General features: G+C 71.9%; 18 protein-coding genes and 1 pseudogene. 14 read left to right on the top strand and 5 right to left on the bottom strand.

Annotated elements, in window-relative coordinates; all coding sequences use genetic code 11:
* Positions 1 to 7 precede the first annotated feature (7 nt).
* Positions 8 to 2,155, top strand: a complete 2,148-nt coding sequence (locus tag OHT57_RS40765) for an OmpL47-type beta-barrel domain-containing protein (RefSeq protein WP_328753471.1) — start codon at positions 8 to 10, stop codon at positions 2,153 to 2,155.
* Here OHT57_RS40765 and ligD read toward each other — a convergent pair.
* Entirely contained in the window at positions 2,142 to 3,167 is a 1,026-nt protein-coding gene (ligD, locus tag OHT57_RS40760) for a non-homologous end-joining DNA ligase (protein WP_328751880.1), read from the bottom strand. The two genes, OHT57_RS40765 and ligD, sit on opposite strands and share 14 nt — an antisense overlap.
* A 65-nt stretch (positions 3,168 to 3,232) precedes the next feature.
* Between ligD and OHT57_RS40755 the strand changes: the two genes are divergently transcribed.
* Complete coding sequence (locus OHT57_RS40755) at positions 3,233 to 4,294, top strand: ATP-dependent DNA ligase (RefSeq protein ID WP_328751879.1); 1,062 nt, start codon at positions 3,233 to 3,235, stop codon at positions 4,292 to 4,294.
* 9 nt (positions 4,295 to 4,303) lie between these two features.
* On the opposite strand, the pseudogene OHT57_RS40750 reads toward OHT57_RS40755, so the two are convergent.
* Positions 4,304 to 4,591, bottom strand: a pseudogene (locus tag OHT57_RS40750) (glutathione-dependent formaldehyde dehydrogenase); the annotation flags it as partial.
* Positions 4,592 to 4,833: 242 nt separating this feature from the next.
* Here OHT57_RS40750 and OHT57_RS40745 point away from each other — a divergent pair.
* On the top strand, positions 4,834 to 5,826 hold the full coding sequence (locus OHT57_RS40745; protein ID WP_328751877.1) for a DUF3048 domain-containing protein: 993 nt from the start codon (positions 4,834 to 4,836) through the stop codon (positions 5,824 to 5,826).
* A 3-nt stretch (positions 5,827 to 5,829) separates the two neighbouring features.
* Here the strand turns inward: OHT57_RS40745 and OHT57_RS40740 are convergent, their stop codons facing one another.
* Entirely contained in the window at positions 5,830 to 6,294 is a 465-nt protein-coding gene (locus OHT57_RS40740; RefSeq protein ID WP_328751875.1) for a MarR family winged helix-turn-helix transcriptional regulator, read from the bottom strand.
* Positions 6,295 to 6,487: 193 nt separating this feature from the next.
* On the opposite strand from OHT57_RS40740, the gene OHT57_RS40735 reads away from it, so the two are divergent.
* The 8 genes from OHT57_RS40735 (at position 6,488) to OHT57_RS40700 (ending at position 13,831) form a co-directional block, all read left to right on the top strand.
* Entirely contained in the window at positions 6,488 to 7,270 is a 783-nt protein-coding gene (locus OHT57_RS40735; protein ID WP_328751874.1) for a CoA transferase subunit A, read from the top strand.
* Positions 7,270 to 7,914: a CoA transferase subunit B gene (locus OHT57_RS40730; RefSeq protein ID WP_328751872.1), complete on the top strand. Its 645-nt coding sequence runs from the start codon at positions 7,270 to 7,272 to the stop codon at positions 7,912 to 7,914. The genes OHT57_RS40735 and OHT57_RS40730 overlap by 1 nt, the downstream gene beginning before the upstream one ends.
* On the top strand, positions 7,911 to 9,113 hold the full coding sequence (locus OHT57_RS40725; RefSeq protein WP_328751870.1) for a thiolase family protein: 1,203 nt from the start codon (positions 7,911 to 7,913) through the stop codon (positions 9,111 to 9,113). Before OHT57_RS40730 ends, OHT57_RS40725 begins: the two co-directional genes overlap by 4 nt.
* Before the next feature lie 18 nt (positions 9,114 to 9,131).
* Positions 9,132 to 9,905, top strand: coding sequence for a protocatechuate 3,4-dioxygenase subunit beta (gene pcaH / locus OHT57_RS40720; RefSeq protein ID WP_328751868.1), 774 nt, complete (start codon positions 9,132 to 9,134; stop codon positions 9,903 to 9,905).
* 6 nt (positions 9,906 to 9,911) lie between these two features.
* Entirely contained in the window at positions 9,912 to 10,517 is a 606-nt protein-coding gene (gene pcaG, locus OHT57_RS40715; RefSeq protein ID WP_328751867.1) for a protocatechuate 3,4-dioxygenase subunit alpha, read from the top strand.
* On the top strand, positions 10,514 to 11,845 hold the full coding sequence (pcaB, locus tag OHT57_RS40710) for a 3-carboxy-cis,cis-muconate cycloisomerase (protein WP_328751865.1): 1,332 nt from the start codon (positions 10,514 to 10,516) through the stop codon (positions 11,843 to 11,845). The genes pcaG and pcaB overlap by 4 nt, the downstream gene beginning before the upstream one ends.
* Positions 11,842 to 12,975, top strand: coding sequence for a bifunctional 3-oxoadipate enol-lactonase/4-carboxymuconolactone decarboxylase PcaDC (gene pcaDC / locus OHT57_RS40705; RefSeq protein ID WP_328751864.1), 1,134 nt, complete (start codon positions 11,842 to 11,844; stop codon positions 12,973 to 12,975). Before pcaB ends, pcaDC begins: the two co-directional genes overlap by 4 nt.
* A gap of 64 nt (positions 12,976 to 13,039) precedes the next feature.
* Positions 13,040 to 13,831, top strand: coding sequence for an SDR family NAD(P)-dependent oxidoreductase (locus OHT57_RS40700; RefSeq protein WP_328751863.1), 792 nt, complete (start codon positions 13,040 to 13,042; stop codon positions 13,829 to 13,831).
* Between the two features lie 117 nt (positions 13,832 to 13,948).
* Here the strand turns inward: OHT57_RS40700 and OHT57_RS40695 are convergent, their stop codons facing one another.
* Complete coding sequence (locus OHT57_RS40695) at positions 13,949 to 16,633, bottom strand: ATP-binding protein (protein ID WP_328751862.1); 2,685 nt, start codon at positions 16,631 to 16,633, stop codon at positions 13,949 to 13,951.
* A gap of 549 nt (positions 16,634 to 17,182) precedes the next feature.
* Here OHT57_RS40695 and OHT57_RS40690 point away from each other — a divergent pair.
* On the top strand, positions 17,183 to 18,187 hold the full coding sequence (locus OHT57_RS40690) for a DUF2510 domain-containing protein (protein WP_328751861.1): 1,005 nt from the start codon (positions 17,183 to 17,185) through the stop codon (positions 18,185 to 18,187).
* A gap of 150 nt (positions 18,188 to 18,337) precedes the next feature.
* Here the strand turns inward: OHT57_RS40690 and OHT57_RS40685 are convergent, their stop codons facing one another.
* Positions 18,338 to 18,952 (bottom strand): TetR/AcrR family transcriptional regulator, encoded by a 615-nt coding sequence (locus OHT57_RS40685; protein WP_328751860.1) that lies wholly within the window; start codon positions 18,950 to 18,952, stop codon positions 18,338 to 18,340.
* A 226-nt stretch (positions 18,953 to 19,178) separates the two neighbouring features.
* Here OHT57_RS40685 and OHT57_RS40680 point away from each other — a divergent pair, with 226 nt between their 5' ends.
* Positions 19,179 to 19,997, top strand: a complete 819-nt coding sequence (locus OHT57_RS40680) for a phosphatase PAP2 family protein (protein WP_328751859.1) — start codon at positions 19,179 to 19,181, stop codon at positions 19,995 to 19,997.
* Positions 19,994 to 20,929 carry a hypothetical protein gene (locus OHT57_RS40675; RefSeq protein WP_328751858.1) on the top strand — a complete coding sequence of 312 codons (936 nt, stop codon included), beginning with the start codon at positions 19,994 to 19,996 and terminating at the stop codon, positions 20,927 to 20,929. The genes OHT57_RS40680 and OHT57_RS40675 overlap by 4 nt, the downstream gene beginning before the upstream one ends.
* Position 20,930: the final 1 nt, after the last annotated feature.

The raw sequence follows: 20,930 nt of genomic DNA, 5'->3' as shown, positions 1-20,930 counted from the left end.
CGCACTGATGATGCTCGGGCTGCAGAGCGTGCCCAGCAGCGCACAGCCCGCCAGGGCCGCGGCCGGACAGGTCCTCACCTGGACCGCCGGCGACGACATCACCAAGTACACGTCGGCGCCCACGACGGCCGTGGCGGGCACGGCCACGATCGCCTTCGAGAACAGCGCGGTCACCGGCAACACCACCGGCATGCCGCACACGTTGACCTTCGTGACCAGCGACCCCGAGTTCAACGACGACGTCGAACTCAACATCCTCGCCAACCCGAACGACGACATGGGTGGCCGTCACACCGCCGAGGTCACGCTCACCCCGGGCCGCTACTTCTACCACTGCACGATCCCCGGCCACGGCCAGATGCAGGGCATCCTCGTCGTGACCGAGGGCAGCGGCGCGGACACCACCGCGCCATCGGCGGCGGCCCGGGTGACCGGTACGCAGAACGCACAGGGCCAGTACGTCGGTTCGGCGAGCGTGGCGGTCACGGCGACCGACGAGGCCGGCGGCTCCGGCGTCGACCGGATCGAGTACGCGATCGGGGACACGGGCGCCTGGCAGCCGTACACCGCCCCGGTCGTCGTCGACCAGGTCGGCGACCACAGGGTCCGTTACCGGGCCGTCGACAAGGCGGGCAACGTCTCCGCGGAGAAGAGCGCCGACTTCACGGTCGTCGCCCGGCCCTCCGACGACACCGCCCCGCCGGACACCTCGGCGGCGGTGAGCGGCGAGCAGAACCCCGACGGCACGTACATCGACATGGCGACGGTGACCGTGTCGGCGTCCGACACGGGATCCGGGGTCAACACCATCGAGTACGCCGTGAACGACGGGAGTTGGCAGCCGTACGCCATGCCCGTGATGGTGCATCAGGTCGGTACGCACACCGTGCGCTACCGGGCGACCGACAAGGCGGGCAACGCGGCCGCCGAGAAGAGCGTCCGGTTCACGGTCGTCACGGCCGCACCCGAGGACACCACCCCGCCGGTGACCGGGGTGACCGTGGACGGCACCCGGAACTCCGACGGGGCGTACGTGGGCAACGCCAGGGTGACTGTGAGCGCCGCCGACGAGGGCGGTTCGGGGGTCGCGGGCGTCGAGTACTCGATCGACGCCGGACCCTATCTGGCGTACTCCGCCGCGGTGGTCGTCGACCGGGCGGGCACGCACACCCTCGCATACCGTGCGACCGACAAGGCGGGCAACACCTCGGCCGCGCGCACGGTGACCTTCACCGTCGTCTCCAGTCAGGTCCCGGCGCCCAACTGCTCCGAACTGGACGAGCGGTTGACGGTGATCGTCGGCACGATCGACTCAGGGGTACCGAACCGGATCACCAACAGCCGGTGCCGTATCAACGAGTTGATCGAGGACGAGAAGCAGTGGACGTCCCAAGCCCTGTTCCTCAAGCATGTGAAGACCGTCCTGGACAGGCTCTTCAGGGAGGGGGTCGTCGACGAGCGCGAGTACGACGCGATCGACGCGGCGGCCCGTGAGTCCGGGATCGGCAGGCCGGGACAGACCGAGGGCTACCGCACGATCCTCGACGGCAGCGCCGCTTCCTTCGCCAAGTGGCAGCAGGTGGGAGGTGGTTCGTTCGCGCCGAACGGCGACGGGTCCATCACGTCCGGCACCACGAAGGACGGCCTCGGCATGCTCTGGTTCCCGGAGCGCACGTACGGCGACTTCTCGCTCAAGCTCCAGTGGCGGGACGACGCCCCGGGCACCGGGAACGCCAACTCCGGTGTGTTCGTGCGGTTCCCGTGGGTCCACGACCACCCGGAGGAGCCGCGGCCGGAGTGGGCCGCCATCAAGTACGGCCACGAGGTGCAGGTCTTCGACCGGCCCGACGGCGACATGTACAAGACCGGTTCGGTCTACGGCTTCGACCGGGTGGGGCTCGCCGGCGCGGGCGTCACCCAGAAGGGCACGTGGAACGACTACGAGATCCGCGTGGTCGACCAGCACTACTCGGTCTATCGGGGCGGCGTGCTGATCAACGAGTTCGACAACATCGGCGGTCAGGACTTCTATCCGGCCCGCTCGGACGACCCGGGCACGGACGGACGGCGGTTCGCCTCCGGCTACGTCGGGCTCCAGGTGCACAGCACGACCGATGTCGTCTCGTACCGGGACGTCAGGATCAAGGAGCTGTAGAACCGGGCTTCTTGGCCCGGCTCGGCTGTACCCGCTTGGGTTCTCCCGGCATCTTCGGATACTCGGGCGGGTACGGCAGATCACCGAGCCCGTTGTCGTGCTCGTCACGGCGGGCCAGCTCCAGCAGGGCGTCCAGCGAGAACGCGTGATCGTCCATGTCCGCGTGCACGTCGCCGAGTTCGGCGAAGCGCGCGGGCATGGTCGCGATGTCGAAGTCCTGCGGGTGCGCCTCGCCGACCTCCTCCCAGCGCAGGGGTGCGGAGACCGGGGCGTGCGGGCGGGGCCGTACCGAGTAGGCGGAGGCGATGGTGCGGTCTCGGGCCGTCTGGTTGTAGTCGACGAAGATGCGCTCGCCCCGTTCCTCCTTCCACCACTTGATGGTCACCTGGTCCGGCATCCGGCGTTCCATCTCGCGCCCGACCGCGATCGCGGCCCGTCGCACCTGGGTGAAGGTCCAGCGCGGTTCGATGGGGACGAAGACGTGCAGTCCGCGTCCGCCGGAGGTCTTGGGCCAGCCGCGCAGGCCGCCGAACTCGTGGAGCACGTCCCGGAGTTCGAAGGCCGCGCGCACGGCGTCGTCGTAGTCCGTGCCGGGTTGCGGGTCGAGGTCGATGCGGAGTTCGTCGGGGCGGTCGACGTCGTCGCGGCGGACCGGCCAGGGGTGGAAGGTGAGGGTGCCGTACTGGGCGGCCCACAGAACGGCGGCCTCCTCGGTGGGGCACATCTCGTCGGCGCTGCGGCCGCTGGGGAAGGTGATGTGGGCGGTCGGGATCCAGTCGGGCATGTTCTTGGGCGCCCGCTTCTGGAAGAAGTTCTCGCCGGTCACGCCGTCCGGGTAGCGCTCCAGGGTGGTGGGGCGCTCGCGCAGGGCGCGCAGGATGCCGGGGGCGACGGCCTGGTAGTAGCGGGCGAGGTCCAGCTTGGTGAAGCCGCGCTCCGGGAAGAAGACCTTGTCCGGGCTGGACAGCCGTACGGTCCGGCCGCCCGCCTCCAGTTCCACCGCGTCACCCATGCGAGCCACGGTAGGCGAGAGGTGCATATCGGGCATTTCGAAGCGTGCGCGTGCAGAATCGGACCATGGATCTGCCGGTGATGCCCCCCGTGAAGCCCATGCTCGCCAAGTCGGTGGCGAAGATCCCGCCGGACATGCACTACGAGGCGAAGTGGGACGGGTTCCGGGCCGTCGTGTTCAGGGACGGAGCCGAGGTCGAGCTCGGCAGTCGCACCGGCAAGACGCTGACCAGGTACTTTCCCGAGCTGGTGGAGGCACTCGCGGCCCGGCTGCCCGAGCGGTGCGTGCTGGACGGGGAGATCGTCATCGCGCGGAACGGACGGCTGGACTTCGACGCGCTGACCGAGCGGATCCATCCGGCGGCCTCCCGGGTGCGGACGCTGGCCGAACGGACACCCTCCTCCTTCGTCGCCTTCGACCTGCTGGCCCTGCGGGACGAGTCACTGCTGGACGTCCCCCTCACCGACCGCAGACAGCTGCTCACGACGGTCCTGTCCGGGGTCACGGCGCCGGTCCACCTCGCACCGGCGACGACGGACATCGAGGTGGCCCAGCAGTGGTTCGAGCAGTTCGAGGGCGCCGGCCTGGACGGGGTCGTCGCCAAGCCGCCCACCCTGCGCTATCTCCAGGACGAGCGCGCCATGTTCAAGATCAAGCACGAGCGCACGGCGGACGTCGTGGTCGCCGGCTACCGGCTCCACAAGAGCGGCCCGGTCGTCGGCTCCCTGCTGCTCGGCCTCCACGACGAGGGGGGCACACTCCAGCACGTCGGCGTGTCCGCGGCCTTCCCGATGAAGCGGCGCGCCGAGCTGATCGACGAGCTGGAGCCGCTGCGGATGCGGGACCCGGCGGGGCACCCCTGGGCGGCCTGGGCGGAGGAGGCCGCGCACGAGAGCGCCCGGCTGCCCGGAGCGCCGAGCCGCTGGTCGGGCAAGAAGGACCTGTCCTGGGTGCCGCTCAGGCCGGAGCGGGTGGCGGAGGTGGCGTACGACCACATGGAGAACGGCGTACGGTTCCGCCACACCGCCCGCTTCCGCCGCTGGCGCCCCGACCGGACGCCGGAGAGCTGCACGTACGCGCAGCTGGAGGAGCCGGTGCGCTACGACCTCGACGAGATCCTGCGCTGAGTAGGGGCCCTACGGCCGCATCAGCACCTTCACCGTGCCGTCCTGCTTCTTCTGGAACGTCTCGTACGCGCGCGGGGCGTCCGACAGCGGCACGTGATGGGTCGCGAAGCCGTCGACACCGAGCGGATCCTCGTCCGTCAGGTACGGCATGATCTCGTCGACCCAGCGGCGCACGTTGGCCTGGCCCATCCTGAGCTGGATCTGCTTGTCGAACATGGTGAGCATCGGCAGCGGGTCGGCCATGCCGCCGTAGACGCCGGACAGCGAGATGGTGCCGCCGCGCCGGACCTCCTCCACGCGCACGTCCCGCTTGCCCTGCCAGGTCACTGCCTTCATCGCACAGCACTCCCTCCGTCACGTCGCCGTGTCGGTCCTGGGGCCGGCGCCCCGAGAACCCGGGCGGCGTGCGCCGAACCGCGATCCGGGGCCGTTCGGCCTAGGCAACGAGACCAATCAGAAACAGACGGGTATGGCCAGCAATGAACTTATAAGCGCACAATCGAAGACACGAGACGGGCGGGCTGGCGGACATGGTGGGTATGAGACACGGGGCACGTACACGACGTGCCCGTACGACGGCGGCGGTACTGGCGGCCACGGGCCTCTTCGCGGCGGGCTGTACGGGCCAGGGCACGCCCCGCGTGCCGGCCGACGACGGGCGCGGTCGCCTGCACACGGCGGAGCCGAGCACGTCGGAGCCGAGCCGGCAGGCCGACCTTCCCTCCCCGCTCGCCGTGAAGATCGACAACGTACGGGCTGCGCGCCCGCAGACCGGCCTCGACTCCGCGGACATCGTCTACGCCGAGCAGGTCGAGGGCGGGCTCAGCCGGCTCATGGCCGTGTTCGCGACGAAGCTGCCCAAGTCCGTCGGCCCGGTGCGCAGCGCCCGCGAGTCGGACCTGGAGCTGCTGCGGCAGTTCCAGAAGCCGACGCTCGCCTTCTCCGGCGCCCAGGGCAAGCTGATGCCGCTGATCAACCGGGCGCCACTGGACGCCCGGACCCCCGAGAAGGCGTCCGGAGCCTACTTCCGCGGCACCGCCAAGCCCGCCCCGCACAACCTCTACGTGCGCCCGAAGCGCCTGCTGCCCGCCACGCCGGGCGCGGACGCACTGACCACCGGCTTCCGCTACGGCCCCGCGCCCGCCGGCGGCACGAAGGACACCTCGGAGACGGTCCGCTTCCCCGCCGCCCGCTTCACCTTCAGCTGGTCGGCGAGCCGGGAGCGCTGGCTGGTCTCGATGGACGGCGCACCGGACGTGACCACCGACGGGAAGCGGCTGGCGCCGGCGACGGTCGTCGTGCAGTACGTGAAGGTGCGCCGGTCCGCCTTCCACGACTTCCTCGGCAACTACACGCCGTACACGCAGACGGTGGGCTCGGGAACGGCGAAGGTGCTCCGCGACGGACGGTCGTTCGACGTGAACTGGAAGCGGCCGAAGGCCACGGACGGCACGGAGTTCACCACGAAGGACGGCTCTGCGGTGAACTTCGCGAAGGGCCAGGTCTGGGTCGTGTTCGCGAAGGTGTCGTAGCCCCTACGACGGTGCGGCGACGGGTTCCGCCGGGTTGCGCAGCCCCTCCGCCGCGTCCGAGACCCGGCGGATCAGCTCGAAGAACAGGTGCTGTTCCTCGGCGGACAGCGGGGCCAGGAAGACCTGGTTCATCCGGGCCGTACGCACGCTCAGCTTGCGGTGGGTCCGCTCCCCGTCGCCGGTCAGACGCAGCAGGAAGCGGCGTCCGTCCCCCGGGTCGCGGACCTTGTCGAGCAGTCCGCGCCGGCCGAGCCGGCTGATGACCTCGGCAATGGTGGACCTGTCGAGCCCGACCCGCTCCCCCACCGTGCGCTGGTCGAGTCCCGGCTCGGCGACGAGGGCGTTGAGGACCGCGAACTGCGGCGAGGTGATCTCCTCGGAGACCATGGTGTTCCACAGCAGGTAGTGCGCCTGCTGGAACCGCCGGGCGAGGTGCCCGGGGTGCGTGGTGAGGTCCACCGCCGCCATGTGCGCTCCCGAGGTCGAATTCGTTGGTGCACTGAACGATACCTGGAGCCTGCCGCCCCCGTCAGTATCGCGGGATCGTCACTGACCTGCTTCTACGCAGAGGTCTTGACGCCCGGCTGCCACGGTGACAGCGTGAGAGAGACCTCGCTGAAATACTCAGTGCCCTGAGTAATTGGAGAGATGGGGCTTTCGGATGGACAAGGTGGTCGCCACAGCCCGGGAGGCGGTGGCCGATGTGCCGGAGGGCGCGTCGCTCGCGGTGGGCGGTTTCGGGCTGAGCGGTGTGCCGAACGTGCTCATCCAGGCCCTGTACGAACAGGGCACCGGCTCGCTGTCGGTGGTCTCCAACAACTGCGGGGCGATGGACTCCGGCCTCGCGATCCTGCTCGCCGCCGGGCGGATCGCCCGCGTGACCGGCTCCTACATCGGCGCCAACAAGGAGTTCGCCCGCCAGTACCTGGCCGGTGAGCTGGAGGTCGAGATGATCCCGCAGGGCACGCTCGCCGAGCGGCTGCGGGCGGGCGGCGCCGGGATCCCCGCGTTCTTCACCCCGGCCGGGGTCGGCACCCAGGTCGCCGACGGCGGACTGCCCTGGCGCTACGACGGCCAGGGCGGCGTCGCGCTCGCCTCGCCGCCGAAGGAGGTGCGGGAGTTCGACGGCGTGGAACACGTCCTGGAGCACGGGATCCGCACCGACTTCGCGCTGGTGCGGGCCTGGCGGGGCGACCGGCACGGCAACCTGGTCTTCAACAAGTCCAGCCGGAACTTCAACCCGCTCGCGGCGATGGCCGGCAAGGTCACGATCGCCGAGGTGGAGGAACTGGTGGAGCCCGGCGGGATCGATCCGGACGCGGTGCATCTGCCGGGGATCTTCGTCCAGCGGGTCGTCGCCCTCACCCCCGGGCAGGCGGCGGCCAAGGGCATAGAGCAGCGCACGGTCTCCGCGCCGGCGGCACGAGGGACGGTGAGCCGGTAATGGCATGGACGCGGGAAGAGATGGCCGCGCGGGCCGCACGCGAACTGCGGGACGGCCAGTACGTCAACCTCGGCATCGGACTGCCGACGCTGATCCCGAACCACCTCCCCGCGGACGTCGAGGTGATCCTGGAGTCCGAGAACGGCATCCTGGGCACCGGCCCCTATCCCACCGAGGACCAGGTCGACCCCGATCTGATCAACGCGGGCAAGGAGACCGTCACCGTGCTGCCGGGGGCGTCCTTCTTCGACTCGGCACTGTCCTTCGGGATGATCCGGGGCGGGCACATCGACGTCGCCGTGCTGGGCGCCATGCAGGTGTCCGAGACCGGCGATCTGGCCAACTGGGCCGTCCCCGGCAAGATGATCACCGGGATCGGTGGGGCGATGGACCTGGTCCACGGCGCCCGTACGGTCATCGTGGTGATGACCCACACCGCCAAGGACGGTTCACCGAAGATCCTCACCGAGTGCGCGCTGCCGCTGACCGGCAAGGCGTGCGTGAACCGGATCATCACCGACCTCGGCGTCCTGGACGTCACCGAGGACGGCCTGGTCCTGGTCGAGACCGCGCCCGGGGTGAGCGTCGAGGAGATCACCGCCAGGACCGACGCCGAGCTGACCGTCACGGAGGGTCTGAAATGAAGAACGTCTACATCGTCGACGCGGTCCGCACACCGATCGGCCGCTACAACGGCGGCCTCGCGTCGGTGCGCCCGGACGACCTGGGCGCCCACGCGATCCGTGAACTCCTCGCCCGTACCCCCGACCTGGACCCGTCCCGGATCGAGGACGTCTACTTCGGCAACGCCAACGGCGCCGGTGAGGAGAACCGCAACGTCGGCCGCATGGCCGCGCTGCTGGCCGGACTGCCCGCGAGCGTGCCGGGCGTGACCGTCAACCGGCTGTGCGCGTCGGGGCTGGAGGCGGTGATCCAGGCGGCCCGCGCCATCGCCGTCGGGGACGCCTCCATCGCCGTGGCGGGCGGGGTCGAGTCGATGACCCGGGCGCCGTACGTGCTGCCCAAGTCCGACAAGCCCTTCCCCGCCGCCCACACCGAGCTGTACTCGACCACGCTCGGCTGGCGCATGGTCAATCCGAGGATGGAGCCGCAGTGGACGATCCCGCTCGGCGAGTCGGCCGAACTGATCGCGGACAAGCACAAGATCACGCGTGAGCAGCAGGACGAGTTCGCCCTGGCCAGTCACCGAAAGGCGGCCGCCGCCCGGGAGGCGGGGCTGTTCGACGCCGAACTCGCACCGGTGCCGGTCCCGCAGCGCAAGGGCGAGCCGGTCGTGTTCGGTGCCGACGAATGCGTACGGGCGGATGCCTCGCTGGAGGCGATGGCGAAGCTGAAGCCGTCGTTCCGGACCTCTCAAGGAACCGTGACCGCCGGCAACGCCTCTCCGCTCAACGACGGTGCCGCCGCCCTGCTGCTGGTGGACGACGAGGGCCTTGCCGCGACCGGTCGCGAGCCGCTGGCCCGGATCTCCGCGACCGGCGTCAACGCCCTGGACCCGCACTACTTCGGGCTCGCCCCCGTCGAGGCCGTCAACCGGGCCCTCGCCAAGGCGGGCAAGGGGTTTGACGACCTGTCAGTTCTGGAACTGAACGAGGCGTTCGCCGCGCAGGTGCTCGGCTGTGTCGCGGAGTGGCCCGAGTTCGACCCGGCGATCCTCAACCCGCAGGGCGGTGCGATCGCCCTCGGGCATCCGCTGGGTGCGTCCGGGGCGCGGCTCGCCGGCACCGTCGCCCACCAACTCGCCCGCAGGGGCAGCGGGGTGGGTGTGGCCACGCTGTGCATCGGAGTGGGCCAGGGTCTCGCTCTCGTCCTCGAACGTTAACGAAACGCAGGAAGCCTCATGACTCTCACCCAGCACGACATCGACCAGGAGATCGCCGCCGAGCACGCCGCCTACGAGAAGCGGCTCGCCGACGGCGCCCCCGTCGAGCACCAGCCCCGCCGGGACTACGCGCCCTACCGTTCCTCCATAGCGCGGCATCCGAAGCAGCCGCCGATCACCATCGACGTGTCCAAGGACCCCGAGCTGGTCGAGCTGTACTCCCCCGCCTTCGGCGAGCGGGACATCACGGAGATCGACAGCGACCTCACCCGGCAGCACACCGGGGAGCCGGTCGGTGAGCGGATCACCGTCGAGGGCCGTCTCCTCGACCGTGACGGCCGCCCGCTCCGCGGGCAGCTGGTGGAGATCTGGCAGGCGAACTCGGCGGGACGCTACGCCCACCAGCGCGAGCAGCACGACGCCCCGCTGGACCCGAACTTCACGGGTGTCGGCCGCACCCTGACCGACGAAGACGGCCTCTACCGCTTCACGACCGTCCAGCCGGGCCCCTATCCCTGGCGCCAGCACGTCAACGCCTGGCGGCCGGCCCACATCCACTTCTCGCTGTTCGGCACGGCGTTCACCCAGCGCCTGGTCACGCAGATGTACTTCCCGAGCGACCCGCTGTTCCCGTACGACCCGATCATCCAGTCGGTGACGGACGACGCGGCCCGGCAGCGGCTCGTCGCCACCTACGACCACAGCCTGTCCGTACCGGAGTTCTCGATGGGCTACCACTGGGACATCGTGCTCGACGGACCGCACGCCACCTGGATCGAAGAGGGGCGCTGACCTGCCATGACGAAGATCGACACGAACCGCCCCGAGACCGTGCTCCCCACCCCGTCGCACACGGTCGGCCCCTTCTACGGACACGCCCTGCCCTTCCCCGGCGGCGGCGACATCGCGCCCGTCGGCCACCCGGACACGATCGTCCTCCAGGGGTACATCACCGACGGCGAGGGCAACCCGCTGCCCGACGCGTTCATCGAGCTGTGGGGCCCCGATCCGGACGGCAACGTCCCGCAGGCCGACGGTTCGATCCGGCGCGATCCCGCGAGCGGCGGCTACCTGGGCCGCAACGGCGTGGAGTTCACCGGCTGGGGCCGCATCCAGACCGACGCCAACGGTCACTGGACCGCACGGACGCTGCGGCCGGGCGCACGCGGGCAGAGCGCCCCCTACGTCAGCGTGTGCGTCTTCGCACGCGGTCTGCTGGTGCATCTGTACACGCGGATCTACCTGCCGGGCGACGAGGCGGCCCGCACCGCCGACCCGCTGCTCTCGCGGGTGCCCGCGGAGCGACGCGACACGCTGATCGCGCGTCAGCAGGGCGATGGCACCTACCGTTTCGACATCCGCCTTCAGGGCGAAGGCGAAACGGTCTTCCTGGAGTTCCAGTGACTTCTCCCGATCCGGACACCGGCCTGCTCGCCCCCGGGTGGGCAGGCTCCCCCGCGGCCTCCGCGACCTCCGACGGCGCCTACCTCCAGGCGCTGCTGGACACGGAGGCCGCACTGACCCGGGCGCAGGCCGCGCTGGGCCTCACCCCGGCCGAGGCCGCCGAAGCAGTCGCGGCCGCCGCCGACGCGGGCCGTTTCGACGTACGGTCCCTCGCCGACCGTGCGCGCGGCGGCGGCAACCCCGTCATCCCCCTGGTCGCCGACCTCACCCAGGCGGTCGGCGAGGAGTACGGCCCCTACGTCCACCGGGGCGCCACCAGCCAGGACATCCAGGACACGGCCACGATGCTGGTGGCCACGCGCACCCTCGGCCTGCTCCTGGCGGACCTCGACCGCCTCCAGCGGTCCCTGGCCCGGCTCGCCGCCGAACACCGTGACACCGCGATGCCGGGACGGACACTCACCCAGCACGCCGTACCGACGACATTCGGGCTGAAGACCGCCGGCTGGCGTTCACTGGTGCTGGACGCACGAGACCGCGTCACGGCCGTACGGGACTCCCTGCCCGCCCAACTGGGCGGCGCCGCCGGGACGTCGGCGGCCTTCACGGTGTACGGCGCCGAGGACACCGAAGCTCTCACTGCGGCCTTCGCCGCCGAACTGGGACTGCGGGCGCCTGCCCTGCCCTGGCACACCCTGCGCACACCGGTCGCCGACCTCGCCGGATGTCTGGCCTTCAGCGCCGGGGCGCTCGGGAAGATCGCCGCCGATGTGCTCGTCCTCGGCCGCACCGAGATCGCCGAGGTCGCGGAGGGCAGCGGCGGGGGCTCCTCCGCCATGCCGCACAAGGCGAACCCCGTGCGGTCCACGCTGATCGCGGCCGCCGTCCGGCGCGCCCCGCAGCTCGCGGCGACGCTGTACGGCTCGCTGGCCGCCGAGGACGAGCGGCCCGCCGGTGCCTGGCACGCGGAGTGGGAACCGCTCAGGGACCTGCTGCGACTGGTCGGCGGAGCGGCCCGGGACGCCGCCGAGCTGGCCGAGGGGTTGCGGGTCCACCCGGAGGCCATGCGCCAACACCTCGGCCTCACCCACGGGTTGATCGTCTCCGAGCGGCTGTCCGCCGAGCTGGCGCCCGTGCTGGGGCGGGCCCGCGCCAAGGCACTGCTGACGGAACTCGCCGGGCGGACCTACGTCGAAGGCCTACCGCTGCGAGAACTCCTCTCGCAGGAGCCCGAGTTGAAGGATCTCGACCTCGACGAGCTCACCGACCCCGCCCGCTACACCGGCTCCGCCGGAGCCCTCACCGACCGCGCCCTGGAGCGACGTTGACCGACACACTCCTCAACCACCGTGCCGAGGGGCCCGCTTCCGCTCCCCCGCTGCTGCTCGGGCCGTCGCTCGGGACGTCGTCCGCCCTGTGGGACAAGGTGGCGCCCGAGCTGTCCATCACCCACCGGGTGGTCCGCTGGGACCTGCCCGGGCACGGCGGTTCGGCGCCCGGACTGATCGGACCCGGTGCCACCGTCGGTGACCTCGCCGGCCTGGTGCTGGCGCTGGCCGACTCGCTCGGCGTCGAGCGGTTCACGTATGCCGGGGTGTCGCTCGGCGGTGCCGTCGGTCTGCATCTGGCCGTGCATCACCCGGAGCGCGTCGAGTCCCTCGCCGTGATCTGCTCCTCGGCCCACTTCAACGGTCGCCGGCCGTGGGAGGAACGGGCCGAGCGGGTCCGGCGCGAGGGACTCGGGTGGCTGCTGGAGAGCGCGAACTCCCGCTGGTTCACAGGTGACTTCACCGTGCCGGAACTCCTGCGCGACCACGCCGAGGCCGACCCGCAGGCGTACGCGGCCTGCTGTGACGCCCTGGCCGCCTTCGACCTGCGCGACCGGCTGGACTCGATCACCGCGCGCACGCTGCTCGTGGCCGGCCGCGCCGACCCGGCGACCCCGCCCCCGCACCTGAGGGAGATCGCCGACGCCGTGCCGGGCGCCGCACTCGTCGAGCTCCCCGGGGCCTCGCACCTGGCGCCCGCACAGTGCCCGGAGGCCGTCCTCACCGCGCTGCGGGCGCACCTCGGCGGCGGCGCCGGGCGGGGCATGGAGGTGCGGCGCGAGGTGCTCGGGGACGCCCACGTGGACCGGGCGCAGGCCCGGCAGACTCCGTTCACCGCGCGCTTCCAGGACTTCATCTCGCGCTACGCGTGGGGCGAGATCTGGACCGATCCGACCCTCAGCCGCCGCGAACGCAGCATGATCACACTGACGGCGCTCGTCGCACACGGCCACTACGACGAACTGGCCATGCATGTGCGGGCGGCGCGGCGCAACGGGCTCACGCCGGAGGAGATCGGCGCCGTACTGCTCCAGACGGCCGTGTACTGCGGGGTTCCGGCGGCGAACTCCGCCTTCGCGACGGCTCAGCGGGTGCTGGCGGAGGAGGACCCCGTGGCCGAAGAAGGATGATCCTGCCGGTGGTACCTCCAGGAGCAGCACGCACATGCCCGCACCGTCTGCCTACGGTGGGAGCATGTCGACGATCCTGATCACCGGCGCCACCTCGGGCCTGGGCCGCCATGTCGCCTTCGAGCTGGTCCGCCTGGGCCACGTAGTCCTCGCGCACGGCCGCGACCCGGGCCGTACCGAAGCCCTCGTCGGGGAACTGCGCGCCGAGGGCGAGGCAGAGCCGTTCGTGGCCGACCTCGGCTCCCTGGCCCAGGTGCGCGAGCTGGGCGCGAAGGTGGCCCGGGCCCACCCCGAACTCGACGTGCTGATCAACAATGCGGGGGCGGGCGCCGGTTCACCCGGTTCGGGCTGGGAACTGAGCGCGGACGGCCACGAACTCCGCCTGGCGGTCAACTACTTGGCGCCGGTGGTGCTGACACGCGCACTGCTGCCGACGCTCGCCACGAACGCGCCCTCGCGGATCGTCAACGTCGGTTCGGTGGGGCAGGAGCTTCTCCCCTTCGACGACCCGGAGTTCACTCGCGGGTACAGCGGCTTCGCCGCCTACTGCCGGGCCAAGTTCGCCCTGGCCGCCCATACCTTCACGCTCGCCGAGGAGTTGGCGGGCACGGGGGTGGCCGTGAACGTCGTCCACCCGGCCACGTTCATGGACACGGCGATGGTCCGGGAGGGCGGGGTGGCTCCCTGGTCGACGGTCGCGGACGGCGCCCCGGGCGTCCTCGTGCCGGCCACCCGGGAGGTCGGCACGGGCCGCTTCTTCGACGGGACGAGCCCGGCACGGGCGCACGAGGCGACGTACGACACGGACGTGCGGAAACAGCTGCTGACCCTCACCGACCGGCTGATCGCGACCTGAAGGGGCACGGGGCCGCGCCGGTCGGCGGGGCCGTGAAGCTGTGTGGGACCGTACCGATGCGCGGCTTCTCCGGGTGAGCCCGGTGAGCCGACGCGCGGAAGGCGCGCGCTCACTCCCTCAACGCAACCCACGTCCCGTGTCCAGGACGTCCCTGGCCTGCGCCACCAGCCCGTCCGCCCCGCAGGACCGCGCCAACGCCATACCCCGGTTGAGGTCACCCACCGACCGCGCGAGGATGCCGTACGCCACCCGCGCCGCCGCGTGCTCGTACTGGCACGGCGAGGCCTCCAGATAGGTGACTGCCTGCGCGGCCAGCCGCACCGCGCGCTGCCCGGTCTCCAGCGCCGCCGCACACCGCAGCGCCTCACCGATCGCCGTGTCGGTGCCGAGCCGCTCGGCATGGCGGCGGACATCGGTGGCCAGCTGCGCCGCCCGGACCGGATCCTCGACGGCCAGCGCGCGGGCGAGGTCGAAGGCCCACGGCACCAGAACCGGATTGTGGTGCCCCCGGACCTCCGCCGCCTTCTCCGCGGCGTCCAGTTCGTTGATCCCTTCCTTGGTCCGGCCCACGGCCAGCAGCAACCGCCCCCGCACGGACCGCGGATCGGGCAGCACGATCGTGGACGGATACGGCGGCGCGAACCCGTACTGCTCGGCGATCGCCCACGCCTCCTCGACATGGCCGCGCGCAAGCAGGGTGTCGACGAGGTTGCAGGTCGCCGACCAGTGCAGCGGCAGCCCCCGGCCCACCCGCTCGGCGAGCCGCAACGACTCGCGCAGGGACGTCTCGGCCTCCCTGAGGCGTCCGCGCCGACGGTGCCCGATGCCGACGTAGGCGTGGGCCAGGGCGAGATGCCCGCCGCTCCAGCCGGCCGACTCGTAGGTGCGCAGCGCCTCGGTGTACAGGGCTTCGGCGCGGTCGAGCCGGTCGGTGTAGGCGTACGCGCTGGCCAGCATCAGGGGCAGTTCGAGGCCCCACTCGGTGTCGGTCCAGCCGAGCCCCGGAGCCAGTCGGCCGTTCACCAGTGAGCGGTCGCACAGTTCGACGACCTCCTCGGCGCTCTCGCCCCGCGCCATCGCGTCGAAGCCGCCCAGCATCAGCAGGGCCCGCTCGGAGTTGTCCCGGCCGCTGCAACTGCGGGCGAGTTCGGCGAGGCGCTCGGAGCGGCCCGGCACGCCGGCCTCGCCCGCGTGGAGGCCCTCCCACATGTACTGCACGGCCTGGAGGCGGAGCCTGGCGGGACCCTGCTCGTGCCGGGCGGCCTCCTCCTCGACCGTGCGGACGGCCTCCTCCAGCTGGTTGTTGTGCATGAGCGCCTGGGAGAGACGGAAGACGGCGTCGACACGCTCGGTTCCTTCGAGGCCGGGCATGGCGAGCGCCGTCTGAAGGTGGCCGATGGTCTTGGCGGGGGCGGTCAGGAGGGTGGCGCAGCCGAGTTCGAAGAGCACGCGCGCGTGGACCTCGGGTGCCGGGGGTTCCAGCAGGGCGCGCTCCAGGCAGCGCCGGGCCGCGTCGGGGGCGCCGACGGCGACATGGTCACGGGCGGCCTCGCGCAACTGCTCGACGAGCTCCTCGTCGTCGTCCGGGTGGACCAGGAGGAGGTGCCGGGAGGCGGCCGCGGCGCCGCGCCCGGAGTCGGTGACGACCTGGGCGGCGATGCCGTGCATGGCGGTGCGCAGGGCGTCCGGGATGGAGTGGTAGACGGCGGAGGCGATCAGTGGGTGGACGAACTCCAGCTCGGCCTCCTCGGCCCGGGGGCCGACCGGGTCGGAGTCGGTGAGGATGCGGGCGTTGCGCAGCAGGGTGGCGCAGACCACCGCTTCCTGGGGCTTCAGGGTGGCGAGCTTGGCCACCAGGCCGATGGTGATGTCGCTGCCGAGGATCGCGGCCGCCCAGGCGAACCGGGTGGCGTCGATGCCGAGTTCCTCCAGGCGGGCGACGAGGCCGCCGCCGCGGGCCGAGCGGTTCAGCTCGCGCAGTTCGCTCGCCGAGCCCTCGCCCGGTTCGATCTCGCTCTCCTGGACCTTGGCGAGGAGTTCGACGGTCTCGTAGGGGTTGCCGCCGGTGACGGCCCACACCTCGCGGCAGAAGGGGGCGTCGGCGTGCTCGCCCAGGGTGGCGCGGGTGAGGCCGGCCGTGGCCTCCGGGGTGAGGGCACTGAGGTGGGTGGCGGGGCGGCCCGCGGCGCAGGCCACCGTCTCCAGGAGGCGGGCGCGCTCGCCGGCGGCCTCACCGGGGCGGCGGGCCACCACGACCAGGACGGACAGGTCGTCCAGGCGCTCGGCGAAGGCGGCGAGCCAGCGCAGGGTCTCCTGGTCGGCCCAGTGGGCGTCGTCGACCAGGAGGACGAGCGGCCAGTCCCGGCGGGCCAGTCGGCGTACCGCGGCGACCAGGCCGTCGCACACGCCCTGCGGGTCGGCCTGCCGCTCCCCCGGGGCGGCGATGCCGAGGGCGGGGCCGGCGATGTCGTACCAGTCGCCGAGGTACTCGCGGGCCTCTTCGGGCATCAGCGACAGGAGGGCGGGTTGGAGCAGTTGTCGTACGACGTTGAAGGGGACGGACCTGAGGGTCTCGCCGCCGCGGGCCGACCAGACCGTGCAGCCGCGGGCCTCGGCGATACGGCGGGTCTCGGCCAGCAGGGCGGTCTTGCCGAAGCCCGCCTCACCGCGGATCACCAGCACGCTGCCCGAGGACGCGCGTCCCGCGCACAGGGCGTCGATCGCCCCCTCGACGGCGGCGACTTCCTCCTCGCGCTCCCACAGCGAGGCCGGGGCGGCCTCGATGGGCCGGACCTCCGTCATCCCGCTACCTCCCCAAGTCGCCTGAACGACGTACAGATCTCGAGCGTAGCCGTCCGGGTGCGGGAGCGGAGGCCGGTCGGGGGAGCTGTTGCCTTGACGGGTGACCCGGGTACGGCGGGTGACGCGCGGTGCCCCTGACCAGCCGTCGACAAACCTGACCCACAGTCAGTAATCGGCCACGGCCCGGTGCGGACACGGATGCCGGCCGCCTCGACGCCGACGCTCGCCCTGCGCACCTCCGACACGCGCGTACGGGGCGGTACGGGATGCGCCTGCCGGCCGCCCGCGCGGCAACGGCCGGTACGGCTTCGCCGGAGTGGCCGCCCCAAGTCCCGCGCACCTGCGGCACGCGCGTGCCGCGTCCGGCCGTACCGCGCGGGACCGGATACGCCTGCCGGCCGCCCGCGCGAAACGGGCTGATTCGGCTCGTGAGGAAGTGGGCGCCGCATGGCTTCGTCCGCGCTCCGGACCGGCCTGTGTGTCGAAGTCGAAGGAATCGGCCGACGCCCCTCTCATCCCTCTTTCACCGAGGCCTCATACGGTGGGGGCATGACGCAGGAGACTCCCCCCGGTTGGTACAGCGATCCCGGGCAGACAAGTGACGGTCCCGCCACCGAACGCTGGTGGGACGGCAAGGCGTGGACGGAACGGACCCGGCCCGCCGGATCGGCCGCCGCATGGGGTCCTCCGGAACAGGTTGTGAGCCCCGGTGAGTACCCGGCCTACCCGCCGTACCCCACGCAGCCGCCGACCGGATCGCGGCGCGGCCGTATGGGCATAGCCGTGGCGGTGGCGGCGGCGGTCGTGGTCCTGGCGAGCATAGGTGTGGGCGTGTACGCGCTGACGGACAGCGGCAACGGGAACGGCACCACCGACTCGCAGGGCCCGGGCGGTCAGGGCGGTACCGGTGGCACGGGTGGGCAGAACGGCCAGGGCGGCCCCTTCGGCGGCAACGGAGGTTCCGGCGGTCCGGGCGGCTCCGGAGGGGCGTCGCCCTCCCCCCAGGGTTCCGAGGCGCCGAAGATCGAGAGCGGTTCGGTGTCCGACTCGATCGACGGGATCAGCCTGCCCATCCCGGACGGCTGGTACGGGCAGGAGATCTCGGCAGGCGCGTCTCTCACGTCGAACGACTCCTACGCGTGCCCCGGCTCCACCTCCGACAAGTGCACGAAGGGCGGTGCCTACTCGGCGCCCGCCCTGGCCCTGGGCACCTCGGGCAGCACGGCCGAGCAGGTCGCCAAGGCCGACATCGCGGCGAACGCCGAGCAGTCCTACGGCGGCAAGACCTACGGCTCGATCACCTCGCACGACGTGCTCGCCTCCGAGGCGGTGACCGTCGCCGGGCAGAAGGGCTACCTGGTCCGCTGGAAGGCGGTCACCAGCAAGGGCTCCGACGGCTATGTGGAGTCGCTGGCCTTCCCCTCCCCGGCCAACCCGCAGCAGATGGTCGTGGTGCGCTTCGGCGTCGACGTCGGCGAGGGCCAGAGCGTCATCGACGACATCACCAAGGGGATCAAGGTGTCGACGGGCGGCGGCAGCGGCCAGGGCGTCTGACGGCCCGGCCCCGGACACCGCTCGGCCGGGTGGGGAGCCTCTCCAGTCAGGAGGCTTCCCACCCGGCCGGGGCGTGCGCGCCGCCCCCGTCCCCACGGTGCGGCGCGACCAGGTCACCGTCCGGTCATCGGGTGGACGGCGGCCCGGGTCTCAGGTCAGGCCCAGCGCCGGCAGTACGGCGGCCTCCATGAAGCGGAGCAGGTACTCCGGGTCGGCGTACTCCCCCTCCACGACGGGGCGGGCGCGGATGACGCCGAACAGCTGGGCCGGGATGTACTCCAGCGCCGGGTGCCCGGGGGCCACCTCACCGCGGTCGACCCCACGCTGGAGGATGCGTCTGAGCTCGGCGACCTCCGGGTCGACCAGCGCCTCACGAAGGGCCTGCGCGAGTTCCGCGTCCTGGGTGACGGCATGGCCGAGCGCCTGGAGGAGCTTGGTGTCGTGCATCGACCACCGGCCCGCGGACCGTGCGGCCTCGCGCAGGTCGTCCGCGAGCGACCCGGTGTCGATCCCGTCGAACTTCGACCTGCGGCGGGAGCGCAGGGCGGCCACCACGAACTGGGGCTTGGTCTTCCACTGCCGGTAGAGGGTGGACTTGCTGCAGCGTGTGCTGGCGGCGACGCCCTCCATGGTCACGGCGTCGTATCCGCATTCGCGGACCTGCTCGAGCACAGCGTCGAAGAACTCCTGCTCACGCTCCGGCGTGATCTTGGAGCGGCGCGAGGCGGCGACCGTCTCCGGTCCGTCCGCGGCCTGCGACGTCATCTGCCCTTCTCCTCACTCGCCCGGGCGGGCGGCCCACTGGCGGGACCCACGCGTTTCATTCCCGGATTCCAGTGTGTCCTATGTCTATCGATACGCCAGTGTACCGGTACCCGATCGTATCGGTACACTGCCGTATCGGTACGATCCCGTACCGATGAGTTTCGGGAGCTGGGCGAGTCATACCCGCGTCCAGCTCCAGCACCACCGTCAGCGAAAGGGCCGGGGGATGAATGCCCGAACCGAGCCTTCCCAAGCGGAGCCGGGCGCGACAGCGCGGCCGCCGCTCGTCCGTGAGCTCCTGCTCGTCGTAGGTCTCTTCCTCGTCTACAAGTTCGGCCGGCAACTGGCCGCAGGCCACACGGCCGAAGCCCTTCGCAACGCCGACCGCGTGTGGGACTGGGAACGGACACTGCACCTGCCCTCAGAGGGCTCGGTGCAGTCGCTGCTGCTGCACGGCGACACCCTCGCGCACCTCGCGAACACCTATTACGCGACCGTCCACTTCCCGGCCACGGTCGCCTTCCTGGTCTGGCTCTACCTGAAGCGCCCCGCACACTACGTCTGGGCCCGCCGCGTCCTCGCGACCGTCACCGGCGCCGCCCTGGTGATGCACCTCGTCTTTCCGCTGGCCCCGCCGCGGATGCTCGCGGCGGCCGGCCTGGTCGACACCGCGAAGGTCTACGGCCCCTCCGTGTACGGCCCGCCGCAGACCGACACCCTCTCCAACCAGTTCGCCGCGATGCCCTCGCTGCACTTCGGCTGGGCCCTGATGGTGGCGATCGGCCTGATCGTGGCCACCCGGTCGCGCCAGCGGTGGCTGTGGCTGCTGCACCCGCTGGTGACGCTGGTGGTCATCGTCGGGACGGCGAACCACTACTGGATGGACGCGATCGCGGCGGCGGCCCTGCTCGGCATCGCGCTCGCGGTGATCCGCCCCGTCCCGCTTCCCTCGCCGCACCGGAAGGCGACCACCTCGGGCCGGGCGCAGGAGAAGCTCACGCCGGCCGAGCCCAAGGACGACGCCCTGGTCGGAGCGGGCCGATGAACGCCACCCTGCTCGCCGTCGTCCTGTCCCTGTTCTCGTCCGTCGCCTACGCGGCCGCGGCCGTCGCGCAGGAGCGCCTGGCCTCCCGCGACCCCGGTTCGGGCGTACCGCGGATGCTGAGCTCGGGTGCCTGGTGGGGATCCGTCGGCCTCAACGCGGCGGCCGCGCTGCTGCACGTCGTGGCCCTCAAGTACGGCCCGCTGACCGTGGTGCAGCCGCTCGGCGCACTCACGCTGGTCGCCGCGGTGCCGCTGGGCGCACGGGTCGCCGGGCGCCGGGTCGGCGCGGCGGAGTGGCGGGGCACCGCCTACACCCTGGCCGGTCTCGCGGCGATCCTCGTCGTGGCGTCGGGGTCCTCGCCCGACCAGGTCCTCACCGTGCCCGAAGCGCTGATGGTGGCGGGCGCGACGGCCGCCCTGATCGGCCTGCTGGCCCGCCGCGGAGCCCGCCCCGGCCTGCGGCACGCGACGGCGTCCGGCTTCGCCTCGGGTGTGGCCTCCGTACTGACCCAGACGGTGACGGTGGCGGCGACGGACCGCTCCGAGTCGCTCCTGAGCGTCCAGGTGATCGGGGTCGCGCTGCTGGTCGCGGCCTTCGCTGCAGGCGGCCTCCTGCTGTCCCAGACGGCGTACCGCGACGGTCTGGGCGCCCCGCTCGCCGTGGTGACCCTGGCCAACCCGATGGCCGCCGCGGTGCTCGGCCTCTCGCTCCTCGGCGAGGGCCTGCGAGGCGGCGCGGCGGGTGTCCTGCTGGCCCTGGCGGGTACGGGGCTGGCCTCGTGGGGAGTGGTTCTGCTGAGCCGGGCCCCCAAGCTCCCGCAGGTGGTGGAGGAGGAACACCCGGTGGCAGCCGTACTGGCGCTGGAGCCGTCGTTGCGGAACGTGACGGTGCCCCGGCCCGTCGAGCCGGGGCACCTGACAGCGCCTCTTTAGT

It is taken from the genome of Streptomyces sp. NBC_00285, from assembly GCF_036174265.1.
Lineage (GTDB): Bacteria > Actinomycetota > Actinomycetes > Streptomycetales > Streptomycetaceae > Streptomyces.
The sequence above is the reverse complement of the archived record's forward strand: the minus strand, read 5'-3'. Positions and strand labels throughout refer to the sequence as shown.

Excerpts from the sequence above, each read along its gene's own strand:
- OHT57_RS40765 (WP_328753471.1), top strand. The coding sequence starts at position 8 with ATGATGCTCGGGCTGCAGAGCGTGCCCAGCAGCGCACAGCCCGCCAGG.
- ligD (WP_328751880.1), bottom strand. The coding sequence starts at position 3,167 with ATGGGTGACGCGGTGGAACTGGAGGCGGGCGGCCGGACCGTACGGCTG.
- OHT57_RS40755 (WP_328751879.1), top strand. The coding sequence starts at position 3,233 with ATGGATCTGCCGGTGATGCCCCCCGTGAAGCCCATGCTCGCCAAGTCG.
- OHT57_RS40745 (WP_328751877.1), top strand. The coding sequence starts at position 4,834 with ATGAGACACGGGGCACGTACACGACGTGCCCGTACGACGGCGGCGGTA.
- OHT57_RS40740 (WP_328751875.1), bottom strand. The coding sequence starts at position 6,294 with ATGGCGGCGGTGGACCTCACCACGCACCCCGGGCACCTCGCCCGGCGG.
- OHT57_RS40735 (WP_328751874.1), top strand. The coding sequence starts at position 6,488 with ATGGACAAGGTGGTCGCCACAGCCCGGGAGGCGGTGGCCGATGTGCCG.
- OHT57_RS40730 (WP_328751872.1), top strand. The coding sequence starts at position 7,270 with ATGGCATGGACGCGGGAAGAGATGGCCGCGCGGGCCGCACGCGAACTG.
- OHT57_RS40725 (WP_328751870.1), top strand. The coding sequence starts at position 7,911 with ATGAAGAACGTCTACATCGTCGACGCGGTCCGCACACCGATCGGCCGC.
- pcaH (WP_328751868.1), top strand. The coding sequence starts at position 9,132 with ATGACTCTCACCCAGCACGACATCGACCAGGAGATCGCCGCCGAGCAC.
- pcaG (WP_328751867.1), top strand. The coding sequence starts at position 9,912 with ATGACGAAGATCGACACGAACCGCCCCGAGACCGTGCTCCCCACCCCG.
- OHT57_RS40700 (WP_328751863.1), top strand. The coding sequence starts at position 13,040 with ATGTCGACGATCCTGATCACCGGCGCCACCTCGGGCCTGGGCCGCCAT.
- OHT57_RS40695 (WP_328751862.1), bottom strand. The coding sequence starts at position 16,633 with ATGACGGAGGTCCGGCCCATCGAGGCCGCCCCGGCCTCGCTGTGGGAG.
- OHT57_RS40690 (WP_328751861.1), top strand. The coding sequence starts at position 17,183 with ATGACGCAGGAGACTCCCCCCGGTTGGTACAGCGATCCCGGGCAGACA.
- OHT57_RS40685 (WP_328751860.1), bottom strand. The coding sequence starts at position 18,952 with ATGACGTCGCAGGCCGCGGACGGACCGGAGACGGTCGCCGCCTCGCGC.
- OHT57_RS40680 (WP_328751859.1), top strand. The coding sequence starts at position 19,179 with ATGAATGCCCGAACCGAGCCTTCCCAAGCGGAGCCGGGCGCGACAGCG.
- OHT57_RS40675 (WP_328751858.1), top strand. The coding sequence starts at position 19,994 with ATGAACGCCACCCTGCTCGCCGTCGTCCTGTCCCTGTTCTCGTCCGTC.